Source organism: Archangium gephyra, assembly GCF_049060025.1.
Lineage (GTDB): Bacteria > Myxococcota > Myxococcia > Myxococcales > Myxococcaceae > Archangium > Archangium gephyra_A.
This window is the reverse complement of sequence record NZ_JBMEQQ010000002.1, coordinates 8,759,212-8,777,713: the sequence shown is the minus strand read 5'-3', so window position 1 is coordinate 8,777,713 and position 18,502 is coordinate 8,759,212. Positions and strand designations below refer to the sequence as shown.

Annotated in this window: 7 protein-coding genes and 2 pseudogenes; 1 reads left to right on the top strand and 8 read right to left on the bottom strand. The window is 70.8% G+C overall.

Annotation, left to right across the window (positions count from 1 at the left end; translation table 11 throughout):
• Positions 1 to 86: 86 nt before the first annotated feature.
• The 4 genes and pseudogenes from ACN28I_RS38355 to ACN28I_RS38340 form a co-directional block, all read right to left on the bottom strand.
• A pseudogene (locus ACN28I_RS38355) lies at positions 87 to 4,205 on the bottom strand (amino acid adenylation domain-containing protein); the annotation flags it as partial.
• 178 nt (positions 4,206 to 4,383) lie between these two features.
• Positions 4,384 to 7,377: pseudogene (locus tag ACN28I_RS38350) on the bottom strand (non-ribosomal peptide synthetase); the annotation flags it as partial.
• 210 nt (positions 7,378 to 7,587) lie between these two features.
• Positions 7,588 to 8,904, bottom strand: coding sequence for an MFS transporter (locus tag ACN28I_RS38345; RefSeq protein ID WP_420946853.1), 1,317 nt, complete (start codon positions 8,902 to 8,904; stop codon positions 7,588 to 7,590).
• A 17-nt stretch (positions 8,905 to 8,921) separates the two neighbouring features.
• Complete coding sequence (locus tag ACN28I_RS38340) at positions 8,922 to 9,623, bottom strand: FkbM family methyltransferase (protein ID WP_420946852.1); 702 nt, start codon at positions 9,621 to 9,623, stop codon at positions 8,922 to 8,924.
• 152 nt (positions 9,624 to 9,775) lie between these two features.
• On the opposite strand from ACN28I_RS38340, the gene ACN28I_RS38335 reads away from it, so the two are divergent.
• Positions 9,776 to 10,603: a cupin-like domain-containing protein gene (locus ACN28I_RS38335; RefSeq protein ID WP_420946851.1), complete on the top strand. Its 828-nt coding sequence runs from the start codon at positions 9,776 to 9,778 to the stop codon at positions 10,601 to 10,603.
• Positions 10,604 to 10,648: 45 nt separating this feature from the next.
• Here ACN28I_RS38335 and ACN28I_RS38330 read toward each other — a convergent pair whose 3' ends face one another.
• The 4 genes from ACN28I_RS38330 to ACN28I_RS38315 all read right to left on the bottom strand — a co-directional run bounded on the left by ACN28I_RS38330 (position 10,649) and on the right by ACN28I_RS38315 (position 18,472).
• Positions 10,649 to 12,712 (bottom strand): spermidine synthase, encoded by a 2,064-nt coding sequence (locus ACN28I_RS38330; RefSeq protein WP_420946850.1) that lies wholly within the window; start codon positions 12,710 to 12,712, stop codon positions 10,649 to 10,651.
• Between the two features lie 53 nt (positions 12,713 to 12,765).
• Positions 12,766 to 13,497 carry a TenA family transcriptional regulator gene (locus ACN28I_RS38325; protein ID WP_420946849.1) on the bottom strand — a complete coding sequence of 244 codons (732 nt, stop codon included), beginning with the start codon at positions 13,495 to 13,497 and terminating at the stop codon, positions 12,766 to 12,768.
• Positions 13,498 to 13,610: 113 nt separating this feature from the next.
• Positions 13,611 to 15,908, bottom strand: a complete 2,298-nt coding sequence (locus ACN28I_RS38320) for a M28 family peptidase (protein WP_420946848.1) — start codon at positions 15,906 to 15,908, stop codon at positions 13,611 to 13,613.
• The gene (locus tag ACN28I_RS38315; protein WP_420946847.1) at positions 15,902 to 18,472 is read right to left on the bottom strand and encodes a DUF5916 domain-containing protein; all 2,571 of its coding nucleotides are present in this window, start codon (positions 18,470 to 18,472) and stop codon (positions 15,902 to 15,904) included. The genes ACN28I_RS38320 and ACN28I_RS38315 overlap by 7 nt, the downstream gene beginning before the upstream one ends.
• Positions 18,473 to 18,502: the final 30 nt, after the last annotated feature.

Below are 18,502 nucleotides of genomic sequence, written 5' to 3'. Positions count from 1 at the left end.
GATCGAACTTGGCCGTCCCCGTGTCCAGCTCCAACTGGGAGAAGCTCGAGGCCCGGGAGCGAGGCCCGGAACTCCGGCACGTTCTCCAGGGAGAACAGCACCTGGACGAGCGGCGAGCGGCTCGGATCACGGTCCGGCTTGAGGTGCTCGACCACCTTCTCGAACGGAACATGCTGATGGGCATAGGCGTCGAGGGTGACCTCGCGAACCTGTGCCACGAGCTGCTCGAAGGTCATCGCGCCATGCAGCCGCGTCTTCAGCGCCAGCGTGTTGACGAAGCACCCGAGGAGGCCCTCGGTCTCGGCGCGGGTGCGATTGGCGATGGGCGTACCGACGATGAGGTCCGCCTGCTGCGTGTAGCGGAACAGGACCGCCTTGAAGCCGGCGAGCAGCGTCATGAACAGGGTGCTGCCGGTCTTCCTGCCCAGCTCGACGAGCGCCTGCGTCAGGTCCGCCGGGAGCGAGTCCTGGAGCAGCGCGCCATGGAACGTCTGCACGGGCGGCCGGGGACGGTCGGTCGGAAGGTCGAGCACGGGCGGCTGCATCCCGAGCCTCCCCTTCCAGTGCTCCAGCTCGCTCTCGAGCCGCGGACCGCTCAGCGCCTCGCGCTCCCAGGCGGCGTAATCCAGGTACTGGACCGCGGGCGGGGCGTCCAGGCCGGCGGGGTTGGCGTAGAGGACACTCAGCTCGCGCATCAGCACGCCGAGCGACCACCCATCCGAGATGATGTGGTGCATCACCATCACCAGCAGGTGTTCCTGGTCACTCCGGCGGATCAGCGTCGCGCGCAGAAGGGGCGCCCGCGAGAGATTGAACGGCCTCTTGCACTCCTCCGCCACCGCCGTATCGACGTCCTTGCCGGACGCCTGCGACAGGTCCAGGCACGCCAGCTCGAAGGCCGCCTCGCCGCGGACGTGAGCGCGGGCACCGCCCTCCACCGTGGAGTAGCTCGTCCTCAGCACCTCGTGCCGTTGCACCAGGCGCTCGAAGGCCTGTGTCAGGGCAGCGGCGTCCAGGACACCGCTCAGGCGCGCCACCCCCGCGATGTTGTAGAGCGGGCTGCCCGGCTCGAGCTGCTCGAGGAACCACAGGCGCTGCTGAGCGAAGGACAGCAGCTCCCGAGCGCCGTCCGGGGCGCGCACGATGCGGCTCGCCTTCACGGCCGCGCCGCTGTCGATCCGCTCCGCCAGCGCCTGGAGCCTGCCGTGGTCGAACAGCGTCCGCAGGGGCAGCTCGACCTCGAACGTGGTGCGGATCCGCGAGGCGAGCTGGGTGGCGAGCAGGGAGTGGCCGCCCAGCGCGAAGAAGTCGTCGTCGCGGCCAACGCGGGAGACGCCCAGCAGCTCCGACCACAGGGCCGCGAGCCGCTCCTCGGTGGCTCCGCGGGGGGCCTCGTAGGCCTCGTGTTCGTCCTCGGGCGCCGGGAGCGCCGAGCGATCCAGCTTGCCGTTGGGCGAGAGGGGCAGCGCGCTCAGCACCACCCACGCGCCCGGCACCATGTGCGCGGGCAGGCCCTCACGGGCATGCGCCTTCAGGGCCTCGAGCGAGAAGGTGGAGCGGTCCCCCGGCCGCACGTAGGCGGCCAGTCTCGGCTGGCCCGGGACGTCCTCGCGCGTGATGACCGCACACTCCTCGATGGACGGATGCTGGGTGAGCACGGCTTCGATCTCCCCCAGCTCGATCCGGAAGCCGCGGATCTTGATCTGCCCATCCATGCGGCCCAGGTAGTCGATCGCCCCATCCGGGAGCATCCGGACACGGTCTCCCGTCCGGTACAGGCGCGCCTCGGGCTCGCTGGAGAAGGGATCCCCCAGGAACCGTTCCGCCGTCAGCTCCGGGCGGCCCAGGTAGCCCCGCCCCACGGCCACCCCTCCGATGTACAGCTCACCGCGAACCTCGGCCGGCACCGGCTTCAGGTACCGGTCCAGGTTGTACAGCCGGACGTTCGCGATCGGCCGGCCGATGGGAACGATGGGCCGGGAGGGCTGACGCTCGCACTGCCAGAAGCTCACGTTGACCGCGGCCTCCGTCGGTCCATACAGGTTGTGCAGCTCCACGTGCGGGTGCGCCTGGGCGAAGAAGCGCTGCTGCAGGCTGAACGAGAGCGCCTCGCCACTGCAGATGACGCGCCGGATGCTGGGGCAGCGCGACATCCCCCGCTCGCCGACGAAGGCCTCGAGCATGGACGGAACGAAGTGCAGCGTGGTGACGCCCTGCCCGCCAATCAGGTCCGCGAGGTAGGCGGGATCCTTGTGTCCCTCGGAGCGGGCGATGACGAGCCGCGCGCCGGTCATGAGCGTCCAGAAGAACTCCCACACCGACACGTCGAAGCTGAAGGGCGTCTTCTGCAGCACGGCATCTTCCGCGCCGAGCCCATACTGCTCCTGCATCCACAGCAGCCGGTTGCTGACGCCGCGGTGGGCATTCATCGCGCCCTTCGGCTGTCCCGTGGAGCCGGAGGTGTAGATGACGTACGCGAGGTGGTCGAGGCCGGCCCGCGCGGGCGGACGCGCGGTGGACGCGGAGGCGTAGGTCTCCCGCACATCCACGGAGAGCATGGCGCCCTCATGGGCCGTGAGCCGGGACCGCAGCCGCTCCTGCACCAGCAGCACCCGGGGCCGCGCGTCCTGGACCATGAACGCCAGGCGCTTCTCCGGATAGGTCGGGTCCAGGGGCACGTAGGCGCCGCCGGCCTTCACCACCGCCAGCAGCGACACCACCATGTCCAACGAGCGCTCGAGACACACGCCGACCAGGACATCCGGGCCGACGCCCAGCTCGATGAGCCGGTGCGCCAGTTGGTTCGCCCGCTCGTCCAGCTCCCGGTAGGTGAGCGTCTCGCCCTCGAACCAGAGGGCCGGGGCGCCCGGCGTCCGATCCACCTGGGCCTCGACCATCTGCGCGAGCGGCTGGAGCGGATACTCCACCACCGGCCCCCGGCAGGCGCCCAGCGCGTCGAGGTCTCCCTGGGTCAACATCGCCGCCGCGTGCAGGGGACGCGAGAGGTCCTCCACCAGCGCCTCGAGGAGCCGCAGGTAGCGGGCGGCCATGGCCTCGATGCGAGCGCGCTCGAACAGGCACGTCCGGTACGTCCAGCGGAGCGTCCATGCCGAGGTGGCGGAGACGGCGGCGGTGAGCTCGAGATCGTACTGCGCCGTCCGGGCGGGAATCGGGAGCCGCTGCAGCGTCACCCCGTCCGCGGCCTGGAGCGGCGCGTCGTGCTCCTCGGCGAGCGTGAACAGGAAGTCGCTGAGGCCCCGCCCCGCGCTCCCCGGTTCGAGGAGCTGCTCGAGCGGGAAGTCCTGGTGGTCGAGCGCCTCGCGCGTCTGGGAGGCGAGCCCGGCCAGGAACTCCCGCACCGGCTGCGCCTCATCAATGGCCGAGCGCAGGGCCACCGTGTTGACGAAGAGGCCGACGGCGCGTGCGAACGCCGGGTGGGAGCGGCCCAGCACGGGGGTGACCACGACGATGTCCGCCGCGGCGGCGTGCCGCGAGAGCAGCAGCTTGTAGGCGGCGAGCAGGAAGGTGAACGGGGTGACGCGCGCCTCGTGGCAGCGCTCCAGCAGCCGCCGCGCGACGGAGCCGGGGACCGGCACGCTCAGGGTGTCGGCGTCGAACGAGGGAGCGCGGGGACGAGGCCGGTCCGCTGGCAGCTCCAGGGGCAACGGTGGCTGCGCGAACCGGGTGTTCCAGAAGGCCGCCGCCGCCGTGCCCACGGACGAGCCGCGCACCTGCGCCTGCCAGGCCGCGAACTCCTTGTGCTGCACGGTGAGCCCGGGCAGCGCCTCGCCCGCGAGCAACGCGGCCAGCTCGTCGAGCAGGACGCCCACCGAGGCCCCATCGGCGACCAGGTGGTGCAGGTCCACGACCAGGGCCGCCTCGTCCGCCGAGACCGGACACAGGCCCGCGCGGAAGAGGGGCGCGCGGCTCAGGTCGAACGGGCGGACGAACCCCGAGACGATGGCCTCGAGCGAGCCACCCGTCGCGGCCAGGTGCTCGAGCGCGAAGGGGACCTCGGTGTGCACGCGTTGCACGACCTCGCCGTCGAGCACCTCGAAGGAGGTACGCAGGGCCTCGTGGCGGCGGACGAGCTGCTCGAGGGCGCGCTGCAGCCGGGCCGGCTCGAGGCGGCCCCTCACCCGGAGCGCACCGGTCATGTGGTGGCCGGTGTTCTCCGGGCCGGAGCGCTCGTGGACGACGTACATCACCTTCTGCAGCGGCGTCACGGCGTAGGACGGCCGCGGCGGCAACGGAGCGGGCGCGGGCACCCCGCTCTCCGGCTGGCCGGAAGCCGTGACGAGCGTGGCGAGCTGCCGGATCGACGGATGGGCGAAGACGGCGCTGACGGGGATGCGCCGCCCGAGCTTCCGCATCGATGCGATTCACGAGAGAGATAGCCCCCAGCGAATGGCCGCCCAGGTCGAAGAAGCTGTCGGTCACCCCGAAGCCACGGACGCCGAGCACGTCCTGGCAGATGGCCAGCAGCCGCGCCTCGGTCTCGCTGGCCGGCTCGACGCTCTCGTGCGCGAGGTCATCCGGCAGCTCGATGTTCGCCAGGGCCTTGCGGTCGATCTTCCCGCTCGCCAGCACGGGCATCGCCTCGAGCGCGACCCAGCGCGCCGGCACCATGTACGGCGGGAGCACCGAGCGCAGGGCGTCACGCGGGGAGCCCGCCGCTCCGCGGGGCACATAGAACGCGACGAGTGCGAGCGCTCCCGTCTTGTCGGGCTTGCCGAGCACCGCGACCGCCGACACCTGGCCCGTCTGGAGGATTTGCGCCTCGATCTCTCCGGGTTCGATCCGGTACCCGCGGACCTTGAGCTGCGCGTCGACGCGCCCCAGGAGCACCAGCTCGCCGCCAGGCTGCCAGCAGCCGAGGTCGCCCGTCCGGTAGAGCCGCCCCTGCGCGAAGGGCGGCGTCCGGAAGCGCTCGGCGTTCAGCTCGGGGCGGTTCAGGTAGCCGCGTGCGACGCCTTCACCGCCGATGCACACCTCTCCGATGACGCCGGGCGGGAGGAGCTGCCCCTGCTCATCGACGACGAAGACCTCCGTGTTCTGGATGGGACGCCCGGCATGGACGCGCCCGCCACCGGTCAGCTCGGCGCAGGTGGACCAGACGGTCGTCTCCGTCGGGCCATACATGTTGAAGACGCGGGTGTTCTTCAGGGCCCCGAGCCGCTCGAGCACGCGGGGCGGAAGCGGCTCGCCCCCCACCAGCAGCAGCGCGACCCCCCGAAGCGCTTCGAGGCCACTCGGATGCTCGAGGAGGAGCTGCAGCCGCGAGGGCGTGAGCTGCACCAGGTCCGGGCGGGCCTGGGAGATCAGCCCGGCCAGCAACCCGGGGTCGCGCTGCTCCTCTTCCGAGGCCAGCAGGACCTCACGCCCGAGCGCCAGGGGCAGCAGCGTCTCGAGCACGAAGATGTCGAACGACACGGTCGTCGTGCACAGGACGCGGCGCACGCCCTCCAGCGGGAGCGCGTGCATCATCCCGGTCAGGAAGTTCACCACGGAGCGATGCTCGAGCATCACCCCCTTGGGCAGACCCGTGGAGCCGGACGTGTAGATGATGTACGCGAGGTCCGCCGAGGAGCCCTCCCGGGGAGGCAGGAGGCCGTCATCACCCTGGGCCTCGGACGTGCGCACGAGTTCCACCCCGAACGCACCCTCCGGCACCTCCATCCGTGCGTCCACCACGAGCGCCCGCGCGTTCGCGTCCCGCAGCATGAAGGCGATGCGCTCGTGCGGGTAGCCCGGATCGATGGGCAGGTAGCAGGCCCCGCTCTTGAGGATTCCGAGGAGTGACACCAGCAGCTCCGGCGTGCGGCCGGTCAGCAGGCCCACGCAGCTCCCGGGGCCCGTTCCGCGCGCCACGAGCCTGCGTGCGAGCGCGGATGCACGGGCGTCGAGCTCGCCGTAGGTGAGCGTCTCCTCTCCGTACCGGACGGCGATGAGGTCCGGGCGGGCGCGAGCCGTCTGCTCGAAGAGGGCCTGGGCCTGGAGGTGCTTCGGGAACTCCGCCCCGGCGGGATTGTGTGCGCGAAGCGCGGCCCACTGACGCGGGCTGACCAGGGACAGGCTCGAGAGGGCCTGCTCCGGGGAGCCTTCGATGGTGGTCCGCAGCAGGTGCAGGAAGCTCTCGACCAACTGCTCGGGGACGCCTTCCGCGAAGCTGTCGTCGCGGAAGTCGAAGTCCAGGGTCAACCGGCCCTCGTCGACCCGGTCGCTGACATGGATGGCCAGGGCGTGGGCTTCGTAGCCGTTGAACAGCCACTGGATGCTCACCGGCGCGCCGTCGAGCGTCTTGTCGTACTTGAACGTCTGGTGGGAGATGACGACGTCGAACAGCGCCCCCCGCTGTCCGAGCTCCTGGAGCAGGCGGTCATAGGGGTAGCGCGCGGCCTTCAACGCCTTCTGGACGGTGAGCGCGCACCGGCCGAGCGCCGCGGAGAACGTCTCGGCCGGGTCGAGCTGAAACCTCAACGGGAGCGTTCCGACGAACATGCCGAACATCCCGAGCTGCTCGCGCGAGAACCGGTTGTGCGTGTACGTGCCGATGCAGACGTCGCGCTTCGCGCTCACCCGGCCCACGAAGACCGCGCAGAGCGTGGTGAACAGCCGCGCGAGGGTGGTGCCGTCGCGCCGGACGAACGCCTGGAGGGCCCTCGTCGCCGCCGCATCCAGCTCCCGCGAATGGCGCGTCGCCTTCGCGCTCGGCTGGCGGCCTCCGGGGCGCCCGAGCAGGGAGGGTGTGTCGAAGGACTCGAGCTGCCGCAGCCACGCGGCGCGGTCCGCGGCGCCCTCCTCCGACGTGAGGTAGCGCTGCTCCTCTTCGATGAAGCCGGGGTAGGAAGCGCGCGGCCCCTTCACGCCCAGGCGCTCGTAGATGCGCGAGACCTCCCGCCCGAAGAGCCCCAACGAGACGGCGTCGCTGATGAGGTGATGGACGTTGGCGAAGAGCACGACCTCATCGGCGCTCTTCCGGAGGACCGCGAAGAGGTAGAGCGGACGCTCCAGGAGCTCGAACGGCGTGGAGACGGCGCGCTGACACCAGTGCGAGAAGGCCTCGTCCGGCCGGGGGGCCGCACTGAAGTCGGCGACCTCGACGGGGACCGGCGGCTGCGAGGAGAGCCGCTGAAGGGGAACACCGTCACGCAGGAAGAACTGGAGGCGCAGCGACTCCGTCCGCGCGATGAATGCCCGGACCGCCTCGGCGAGCCGCTGCTCGTCGATCTTCCCCCGCGCGGAGAGCACACCGGCGACGTTCCCCAGACACGTCCCGGGCTCGAGCTGCTCCATCAACCAGATGCGGCGCTGAGGGTGGGAGAGCGGCCACTCCCGGTCCGCTCCGGGGCTTTCGACTGACGGGGCGGCGGTCACGTTGTCCAGCGAGTCCACGGGCCGATTTCTCCCTCGTTTCAGGCCAAACCCATTGGCGAAAAAGAGGGGCGAATAGAGCACGTTGCCTGCCCTGCGGACAGGGGACGCCACCCCGACGGAGCAGCGAACGGCCGAGGCCCGATGCGGAGGGTGCCAGGGGCGAGCGGCCAGGCGGAACGCGGGGGCGCCCACACCCGCGGTGAAGCACCGCTACCTGGACTCGAGCATGGCCGGAGCAGGAGCAGGCGGGCTCCCGTCCTCCACCCGGTAGAGACGCCGGGAGGCCCGTCCCAGCGCCATGGTGATCACCAGGCCCAGTCCGAGCAGGACGAAGAGCAGGCCGATTCCCCGGCCGCGCCCGATGCCGAGGAGCAGCCCCATGCTGCCGGAGAGCGCCCCGCCCGGAGCCATCGCCGGCTCCAGCACATGGTCGGTCAGGGGCCCGGCGCCGAGCAGGCCCGTGAGCGCCGCGGCCTCGCCCACCATGCGCCGCAGGCCGGCAACGCGGCCCTGCAGCTCGAAGGGAAGCTCGAGCTGCCAGATGGTATGGGAACAACCCCACACCAGCGGCACGCAGAACATGGCGGCCCAGCCCGACACGGCCAACACCAGCGGGGAGGACGTGGCGCCCGCCACCATCAGCATGAGGCCCAGCAGCGCGCCCGCGCCGAGCAGTCCGTCCATCTTGCGGCGCGGTCCTCCCCAGGCGCTCATGGCCACACTGCCGCACACCGCGCCGAGGCCCGCGGCGGAGAGGACCCAGCCCATCACCGTCGGGGAGTACTGCGCCAGCAGCATGGGAGGCACGAGCACCTCCACCGCGACGACGCACAGCGCCACCGAGGAGGACAGCACCAGCAGCGCCAGCAGCCCGGGCCGGGAGAGCACATAGGAGAGGCCCGCCCCGATCTCACGCCAGACGGTGCCCGCGGTGGGAGCCGGTCCACTCGCGGTGGGCTGGAGGGGAAAGCGGACGAGCACCAGCACCGAGGCCCCGATGGCGAAGGTGGCGAAGTCGAACAGGAGCGCGCCCATGATGCCGGTGGCCGCCAGCAGCCCTCCGGCCAGCGCGGGAGCGAAGATCGCCGCCATGCCCTCCGAGGCCTGCACCATGCCGACCGACCGGCCCACCTGCTCGCGCGAGACGAGCTGCACCATGGCCGCGGACCAGGCGGGGCTCTGCAGCGCGCTGGCGCTCGCGCCGGCCAGCACCGCCAGGTACAGGTGCCAGTACTGGAAGCGTCCGGAGGCAATCAGCCCGGCCACCGTCAGCATGCACAGCGCGGAGACCACATCCGCCAGCAGCATGACCTTGCGCTTGTCATACCGGTCCGCCACCGCTCCGGTGAAGGGCATGAGCGCCAGGACGGGCAGGGCGTCGCACAACGCGATGAGCGCGAAGTCCGTCACCGCCCCCGTGCGCTGGTAGAGCCACACGCCGAGCGCCAGCCTCGACACGCGCGAGCCCAGCAGGGAGATGGCCTGACCGAGCCAGACGGCCAGGAAGAGTCTGAAGCCGCCGGCCACCTGGGCTCCAGGGCCGCTCAGCGGTTCTCCAGCAGCTCGTTGACCGGATCCACCTCGACACCGGGCCTGGGGAGCGAGGAGATGCGCCGGTAGAGCGCCTCGCCGTGCTCCCCGCCCGAGGAGGGGAACTTCTCCAGGTACATGAGCCGGAAGCCGGCATCGCGCAGGAACCCGTCCACCTCCTCGAAGAGCGCGCAGCCCTCGTAGCGGCGCTCGAAGTTCAGCTCGGTGAAGACGGTGTCGATGGACTCCAGCGTGCGCACCGCGCCCCGCAGGGCGAGCAGCTCTCCGCCCTGGATGTTCATGTAGAGCACGTTGTACTTGCCGGCCAGCCCGTGCCGCTCCATCAGCGTGTCGAGCCTGAAGCTCTCCACCTCGAGGCGGCTGGGGGCGTACTGCTCCACGAGCGCCGGCCCCACCAGCTTCGTCCAATAGCCCATGTCCGGCGCGAGCGTGGAGTTGAGGGTGGGGATGCCCGGAACCATGAAATAGGAGGAGGTCCCATCCCGGTCCGACACGGCCGCGTTGATGCACACGACGCGCTCCGACGCGTTGCGCTTCAGCAGGGCGAAGTCCTCGGGGTTGGGCTCCAGGCAGAGCACCGACTCGAAGCCCGCATCGAGGAATCCGCCGATGTTCTCCCCGATGTGCGCCCCGGCATAGATGACCCCCCGAGGCTTCACGAGGTGGGTCTGGAACAGCGTGCGCAGGGTGTACATGAACGGGTTCCTTCAGCGATGGGGGGCGTGGAGCCGCAGGCTACACGATGCAGCCGGGCCGCCCAATCACTCCGCGTGTGCCCGGGCCATGCCTTGACGATGTCCAGGGGCTGCGGCAAGACATATCCTCGTCCCCCGGAAGGATTCATCCCATGTCATCTCGGCCCATCGATGTCCGCACCCGGCTCAGCCCCGAGGAGTTCAAGCAGAAGTACGTCCTGGGCAACCGCCCGGTGATCGTCACCGATGCAATGGAGGGATGGGCGGCACGCAACTGGACGCCGGAGGGGCTGCGTCACGTCTTCGCGGACGCGCCCATCGGGGTGTCGGACGACGGGCCGTACGCCATCGCCACCCTGTCGTACGACGACTTCCTCCAGCACCTGCGCGAGGCGGAGGCCAACGACGGGCCGGAGGATGGGAGCATCGCCCACCTGCGCTACCTGCGCGCCCGGGAGCAGTACGCGTTCGACCGCATCCACGGCCAGTGGAGCAAGCCGTACTTCATGCCGGAGGGTGGCTATTGCGTCCCCCTGGCGCCCTTCCGCGCCGATCCCGCGCAGGAGCGCTTCCCGGGCTTCAACCTCTACGTCTCGCCGCGTGGCGCCGCCAGCAAGCTGCACGTGGATGGGCTTCGCACCAACTCCGTCCTCTGCCAGCTCCACGGCGTGAAGCGCTGCTTCGTGATTCCGCCGGACCAGGGACACCTCGTTCCGTCCCGCGAGCAGCGCAACGTCCGCAAGGGCAAGCACCTGTCGCGCTACCCCACTCCTGACTTCGGCGGGGCGAACGCCATGGTGTTCGACCTCCATCCGGGGGAGATCCTCATGTTCCCGCATGGCTGGTTCCACGAGGTCCACACGACGAGCACCAGCATCTCGCTCTCGTGGAACTTCGTGCTCTCCGACGAGGCGCGCCAGTTCATCCCCTGGTACGTGAATGCGCTGGTGACGGACCGCAAGAAGCTCAACGTCGGCTGAGGCCGCCGTTCACGCGCCGGCCTGCGCCAGGAGCCGGATGGGGCGTCAGCCGCCCCGCGCCATCAGGCCGTTCTGCTCGATGAAGTCGCTGAGCAGCGGCAACGCCCCCCGGCTGTCGTTGTCCGCGAGCTTCTCCACGGCACTCAGGTACGTGCGCAGCAGCCTGGCACCCCGGCTCGTGCCGTCGAGCGAGCCCGCATGCTCGTTGCAGTACGAGGCGGAGCTCGCATGGAAGTAGCGCGCCAGCTCGCGGTCGAGCGGCCCCGGGTGTGCGTCGGCCCAACGGAACAGCGCGTCGCAGTACCGGCGGCCCCCGTCGGACTTCATGTACGTCTTGAAGCCCTCCCAGCCCGGCGCGAACGCGCCGGCGAGCTCGGCGTAGTGGCGGGCGGTGAGCAACCGGAGCGAGACCGGCTCCGCCTGCTCCACCACCTGCTTCCACTCGGGATGGCGGCTCGCCGTGGCCAGCATTCCGAGGTACTGCTCGATGTTCTCCTTCAGGTGCAGCTCGTGCTCGGGAACCCACTCGTCGGTGATGGGCCGGTATTCCGCCCGCTCCGCCGCGACGGGGACGACGCCGAGCCAGGCCGCGGCCGCCGAGGCACGAAGGTCCGTATCGGCCGTGGCCTCCCGCACGAGCCCCAGCAACGCCGCGCGCAGTTCCTCCAGCCCGGTGGGCCGCTTGAAGGCGTACACCTCGCCGTGCTCGAAGAAGTCATTGTGGAAGACCGAGGCGAAGCCCGCGTGCAGCAGCGCGGAGTGCAGGTGCCGCACGGACGCGAAGGGCTTCTGTTCCTCGAGCCCCGTGTCGATCTGGAAGTCCCACAGGTTCGTGTTCAGCACGGCCACGCCGTCCGGAGTCAGCCGGGAGTGGACCAGCGCGAAGAACTCCTGGGACGCGCAGTGCGCCGGAATCTGCTGGCCCGCGAAGACGTCGACGATGATGTAGTCGTACTGTCGGGTGTTCTCCCTCAGGAAGATCCGCGCGTCCTCCGTGACGAGGTTCACGTTCGGGTGGTTGAGACGGGGAACGAACCGTCGGGCGAGGCCCTCCAGCGCGGGATCGATCTCCACGGCGGTGACGTGCGCCTCGGGATCCATCGTGACGATCGACGCCACGACGCCCCCCAGCGCCGTCCCGAGCACGAGGTAGTTCTTCGCCTTCCGGGCGTACCCGAGGCTCACGTGCAGCGTGGTGAACTGCTCCTTGAGCGGCCGCTCGGGGTACACGTACGTGTGCACGTAGTTGCGCGACGGCATGAAGGCGAACACCTCATCGCCATCCGCGTCCAGCGACCGCAGGATCTTGATGTTCCCGTAGGTGGACTCCCCGGAGTACGCGACGGTCGAGTCCTTGAGAATGCCCCGGGTGGCGGAATCGGCGTGCCAGCGGCCATACGCCGTGACGGAGAGCAGCAGGACCACGGCGAAGGCCACCGCGCGCTTCGCCCGCCCCATGAGCACGGCCCCCGCGAGCACCGCGATTCCCAGCGAGGACATGAACACGTAGAGCGTTCCCTCCACGCCCACCCGGGGGATGAGCACGAACGTGGGAAGCAGCGTCCCGGCGATGCTGCCGATGTTGGACACCGCCATCAGGTTGCCCGCCACCGAGCCCACGCGCGCATCGGCCGGTCCCGAGGCGATCAGCTTGATGAGGAACGGGGACGTCTGGCTCAGGGCCAGCATCGGCAGGAAGTACAGCGCCACCGTCGCCACCGCGGGCGGAATCCCGTTGACGGAGCTCGGGCCGCTGAAGGCGCCGCGCAGCCCGAAGCAGAAGTCGAGAATCGCCCCCGCGAACACCATGTTCACCAGGAACACGTAGACCGCCGCGCCGCCCAACATCGTCAACAGGTAGCCGGCCGAGGCCACCCGCGTCGACGCCTTGCCCCCCACGTAGTAGCCGAAGGACAGCGCGATCATCACCAGCGCGAGCAGCACGCCGGTGACGTAGATGGACGAGCCGAACTCCGTCTCCAGCACTCGAAACGCACACATCTCGAGCAGCATGACGTTGAAGCCGCTGATCCACGCGAGCGCGTAGTAATACCCGCTGCGCAGCGCGGCCTCCCGCTCGAGGAGGGGGGCAGTCGAGGACGAATTCATGCTGGGGGCTTCCGGGGGGAGTTGTGGGTTCGGCGAAACTGCGGACCGCGGGATCAGCCCGCGGCCCTGACCTTGCGCGCCACCTTGGCGGCCTGCGGCGCCGCCTCGCGGAACATCGCCTGCTCCAGCGCGGAGAAGAACGCGATCCACAGCGTCCACATCTCCTCGGCGCCGCGGACGACGGCGGCCGAATCCTCGGTGGCCTTGCCCTTCTTCTCGGCCTTGCCGGACTTGAGGGTGGCGTTCGCGCTGCGCACGTGCTCCGGCTCCTGCAGCGCGTGGATGGTCACCCACGGCAGCTCCTTGACGCCGGTGACCCGCTTCACGGCGCGGCCGATGCCGCTCACCATCGGGTAGTCCGCCACCTCGGTGCCGTAGAGGAAGCCCAGTCCCTGGAGCGCCTCACCCGAGGCGACCGCGTACCGCTCGATCAGCTTCGCCGTGGCGGGGAAGGGCTCCACGTCGACGAACTGCTCCCGCGCGAAGCCGACGTCCACCATCGTGCTGATGTAGATCCGCTCGTGCGCGCGCTCGACGTCTCCCTCGCCCAGCTCCTGCCACAGGATCTTCGAGATGGCCGTCTTGTCCTCGAGCTTCGGCGTCACCGAGATCAGCCGGGACAGGAACGTGGGGAAGTAGTGCAGCGGATGCCACCACTGCGAGAGGAAGATCGCGACCTGCTCCTTGGAGAGCGGCTCCTTCTTCACGGCCTCGAAGAACGGATGCTTCACCAGGTCGTTACGAAGGCTGTTCTCGAGCAGCTCACGCGTGATGCTTTGGGACATGGCAGTCGCCTACGTGGAATTACGGGGAAAGGAGATTAGTCGAGTAAGAGACCACAGTGTCCGGGCGTAATCAACCGAGGCGGACGCCCCGCGCAAGCGCCCGGAGGCGGCGTTCAAAGAGACTCGACGCGGGTGCTGGAGGCGGCGAACGAGCCGGTGCTCTCGGCCGGTAGGCTGTCACGCAACCGCACGAGTTCCGGGAGCACGGCCCCTTCCTGGTGGGCCGTGACACGGACCGGAATGGGCTCGCTGCCTCGCAGCCGCAACGTCACCTCCCATCCCCGCGCGGGAACCTCGAAGGCGAAGGCCCGGTAGGTGGACATCCCCTCCTGTGTGCGTGGCAGCGTGTCCCCCAGGGACCAGCCGATGAGCGCGGAGACGGGAACCTCCAGGCGCACCTCGGACTGCGCGGGCGCATGGATGCGCACGGACACCTCGCGCGCTCCGTCGGACTCCGTTCGCCGGAGCACCTCGAGGCGAGGCCCCTCCAGGACGTCTGTCTCCAGAGGTGTGCGTCGCACCTCCGCCTCCACGCGCTGCGCGGGGGTGAGTCCCGGCACCGCATCACCCAGGCCGAGCCCATCCAGGCTGAAGAGGGACAGGTGGCGTCCCTCGGGGGTGTCTCGCAACACCGCGCGGAGCCGCCGGGGCCGCTCCGCCGTGGCCGGGGGGACCAGCGCGAGCGCCAGGGCTCCGGCCAGCCCCAACGCCAGGAGCGGGCCCGTCCCCTTCCAGCGCCAGGACTCCCAGGGGAGCGCCAGCGTCCCGAGCGAGGCCCCCGCGGCGACGGGCAGCGCCACCAGGAGCGCGAGCACGGCATCCAGGGGCACGGCGGCGTACAGGTGCCCCGTCATGGGGATGAACAGGGAGAGCAGCAGGGAGCAGGCCTGCGCCGAGAGGAGCGCGCCCGGCAGGAACGACAGCACCAGCGCGGCCCCCTGCCAGCGCGGGACGAGGAGGACGGACAGGAAACCCAGGGCCGCGCCGAGGCTCCAGAACGCCGGCAGGTAGCTCACCCCCAGCCCGCTCCAGGTGGACACGCCCAGCACGGCGCAGGCCCCGAGCGCGACGCCGGCCCAGCGTTGGAAGGCCCGGCGCTCGGGCGTTCCCCCGCGGCGGTGGTGGAGCCGGGCCCAGAGGGCATCGCCCAGCAGCACGCCGGCGAACGACAACACCCCGAAGGTGACGACGCCCAACGCCGGCCAGGCGTACCAACCATGAGGGCGCCCCGCCCCCACGCCCAGACCCAGGGCCACGACGGCGGGAAGCAGCAGTCCCAGCAGCGTCCCCCACCCCACGCCCAGCAGCCCGGTCCCCAGCTCCCTCACGCTCAGCGCCCCCCGGCGCACGGCCAGCGCGCAGGCCACCGCCGTCAGCACCACCGACAGGACGGCGAGCCCCACGGCGGTGGAGCGGCCGTAGACCACCATGCCGAGGCCCGCCACGTCGAAGAAGATGACGCTCCCGGAGTCTCCGGGTGACTCCAAGGGTCCGTTCGCCAGCTCGCGGACCAGCGCCAGCGTGTTGGCCCCCAGGTGCTGCAGCGTGCCCCGGCCCAGCCGCTCGGGCCGGTCCAGCGCCGTATGGTAGGTGTACCCGCCCTCGATGGGCGCCTGGTCCAGGCCTGGCAGCCCCGCGGCGGTGTAGCGCTCGAAGTCCGTGAAGAACGGCGTGAGCCCTCCGCCCAACAGGTCCTGCCCCAGCACCGTCGCCGCCGGAAAGGGCACGGCCCGCGCGTACGCCTCCACCAGCGGCGCGCCCTGGCTGGCGGACGCCCGGAACAGGATGGCCCGCCCGCTCGAGCCCGCGGCCTCCAGGTTGATGAAGGCCTTCACCTCCCGGGCCCACGGGTGCTCCAGGAAGCCATCCGCGCCGAGGACGCCCGTCTCCTCCGCGCCGCTGAGGTTGAGCACCACCGGGTGCCGCAACGGCGCCTGGCTCGCCAACGCCCTCATCACCTCCACCGCCGCCGCGACCCCCAGGCCATCATCTCCGGCACCGGGGCCCTCGGCGGCCGAGTCGTAGTGAGCGGACAGGAGCACCGCTCCCGGCTCCGTCCCCTCCAGGCGCGCCAGCACGTTGCGGACCCGGTAGAGCGTCACCGTCCCGGGCTCCCCCACCCCATCGAGCGTCCCCTCGATGTCCTGCCGCTCCACCTTCACCCCGGGAATCCGGGCCAGCCGCTCGGCGAGGAGGTCCGCGGCCCGATGCGCGGCCGGCGAGAAGGCCGGGCGCGGTCCCAGCGCCGTCAGCGAGGTGAGCGCCTCCATCGCGCGGGCCTCGGAGAAGGACCCGGGGGGCGCGTCCGCTGGCACCGGCGCCACGGGCCACCCGGCCCGCACCACGCCCAGGGCCACCGCCAGCACCGCGCCCAGCAGCCCCAGCGCTCGAGGCACCCGGTCCTTCACCACGCGAAGCTCGCCTTCACCAGGAAGGACTCCCGGCGCGGCCCTTCCAGCAGGCCCCGGGGCAGCGGCGTGAGCCGCCCGAGCAGCCCGGGCCCGCGGTCCGGCAGCTCCTCCTGCGCGCGCGAGTACACGAGGAAGAGCGTGGAGCCCATCGCGTACTCCCAGCGCAGCACGAGGTTCAGGTTCAGCGCCGTGGTGTGGAACGACGGGCCCTCCCCCTCCACCCGCTCGAGGTCCGCGAAGGTGATCTCCCCATCCGTTCCAGCCGAGGCTTGATAGAGGGCGCCGTAGAGCCCGTAGCCGCTCAGCATCTGCGCATAGGCCTGGAACGTGAGCGTCGGGCCGAGCACGACGAGCTGCCGCAACGACAGCGTCAGGAACCGCGGGGCGAACTCGCCGAAGAGGTGTTGCCCGTTGTCCAGGGACTCCACCCAGCGCGGCCCATCCAGGAAGGCCTCCCAGTGGACGCCGAGTTGGGTCTCCAGCCGCGGCAGGGGCCGCCACGTCGCGTCCACCCCATAGGACTGCCCCACCGGTCCGAGCCGCACCCGCGGGCCCGTGTTCACATCGACATAGGCCCAGATCAGCCCGGAGAGGGGGCGGCTCGGGTTGGTCTCCACCTGGCAATCCACGAAGTAGTAGGTGGGACGCTCGAAGGCGACGCCCGACTGGGAGATCTCCCGGAGATCCCTGCGCCGCAGCGAGCCCCCCGCCTGACAGCCGAAGGTGTGAAACCCCGGCGAGACGAGGTTGGCCGTCAGGGAATAGCGCTGCTCCAACCCCATCCGCCGGGAGTCCGTGGACCAGCGCCCCACCGCCTTGGCCCCGAGCTCGACCGACAACAGCGAGCCCCACTTCGTCCGGAAGTACTTCGGGTGGACCGTGAGCGTCTGCTCGTTCTGGAAGGGCTGGTAGCCCGCCGGGTTCAGATCCAACCGGGGCGAGGTGTAGCCGTAGGAGATGTCCAACCGCCACGGCTCTCCGCCGATCTTCCCGCCGCGCACGAAGGCGCCGAAACCGAGGTCTCCCGGACGCAGCAACGTCCCGTCCTCCAGCAGTGCCCCCTCCCGCGGCCCCCCCGTCACCCGCGAGGCATCCACCTGCCCCACCAGGGTGTACTCGCCAGAGTCGTTGCGCAGCGAGAAGTCCATCGCCGCGGCCTGCCCGGCCCGCGGAGGGGCGCAGGTCTCGCCGGAGCCAGGGGCACAACCCGACTGGAGCGGGTTGACCGAGGTGAGGATGAGCCCCAGCGTCGAGCCCTCCGCGGGCTGCATCCGGGCCACGCCCGCGAAGAAGTGGGTGGGCGGGGCCACCTCCCTGGGCAGCGAGTGGTTGGGCCCCAGGTGGAAGGGGCGCAAGGGGTGGAACTGGAAGCGCCCATCCGGTGGCAGGCGCTCCGGGTCTCCATCTCCGGCCAGGGGATGGGGCGGCGCCTGCGCCCCGGCCACCACGGCGCTCAGCAGTCCCACCTCCAAGCCCCGCTTCACCGTTCCCGTCAGCCGGAGCGCGCCCAGCATCGGCACCTCCAACCCCATCCGCCGCGAGTACACCAGCGTCTGCTGGGCATCGCCGTCCACGGGCGAGAAGAGCTCCAGGCCCTCCAGGAAGAAGGGACGCTTCTCCGGAAAGAAGAGCTCCGCGTTGGAGAAGTTCGTCGTGAGCTGATCCGCCTCGACCTGGCCGAAGTCCGGGTTGAGGGTACCCGCCAGGGAGAGATCGCTGGCGAGCGTTGCGTGCACATCCAACCCCACGTCCAGGGAAGGACTGGAGATGCGCGGCCGGGGCCGGGAGGCATCCTCGAAGAGGGGGGAGCGGCTGAAGCGCCCCGCCACGTACGGGGTCAGGGTGAGCTGCCGGCGGGGCCGCAGGCCGCGCATTCCGCCGAGCCGCCGGAAGCGGGAGACGAGGGCATTGGCGTCGCGGGGGATGGACACCGAGTCGAGCTGCTCGTGGCTGCGGGCAATCGTGCGCCGGACGTGGAAGCCCCACAGTTGCTCCTCCACGTCCGGGAAGCGCAGCAACTTCAGCGGCAGGCGCAGCTCGGCCACCCAGCCTTCCGCGGTCACCGCCGCCGCCCCCTCCCACGCCCCATCCCAGTCGGTGAGGATCTCCGTGTCCCCCGTGATGCGCGCGTCCTCCAGCGTTCCGCCCGCGTTGATGGAGAACATGTACCCCGTGCGCCGATCCCCCAGGCTGTCGATCATCACCCGCACCACGTCCGACGAGGGGATGCCATCCCGCCGGCCCAGGCTGGCGATGATCGCCGAGGGCTCCCGATCGAAGCAGGTGACGGCGATGTAGAGGTTCTGATCGTCGTACGTCAGGCGGACCTCGGTCCGCTCGCTGGGAGGCGCCAGCGGCTGGGGGTAGCTCTGTTCGAACGCGGAGAACGGGGGGGCCGACACCCAGGCCGCATCATCCAGCACGCCGTCGATACGGGGCGGCTCGGCGATGCGGCGCGTCTCGAACGCCGGGGAGGGCAGCCCTTCCGCCAGGACCTGGCCCGGCAACAGCAGCAGCCCCAGCGCGGCCACCCACCTCGATACCCACTGCTCCACGGCGAACATGCGGCCTTTCTATCCGATGTTGGCGGATGC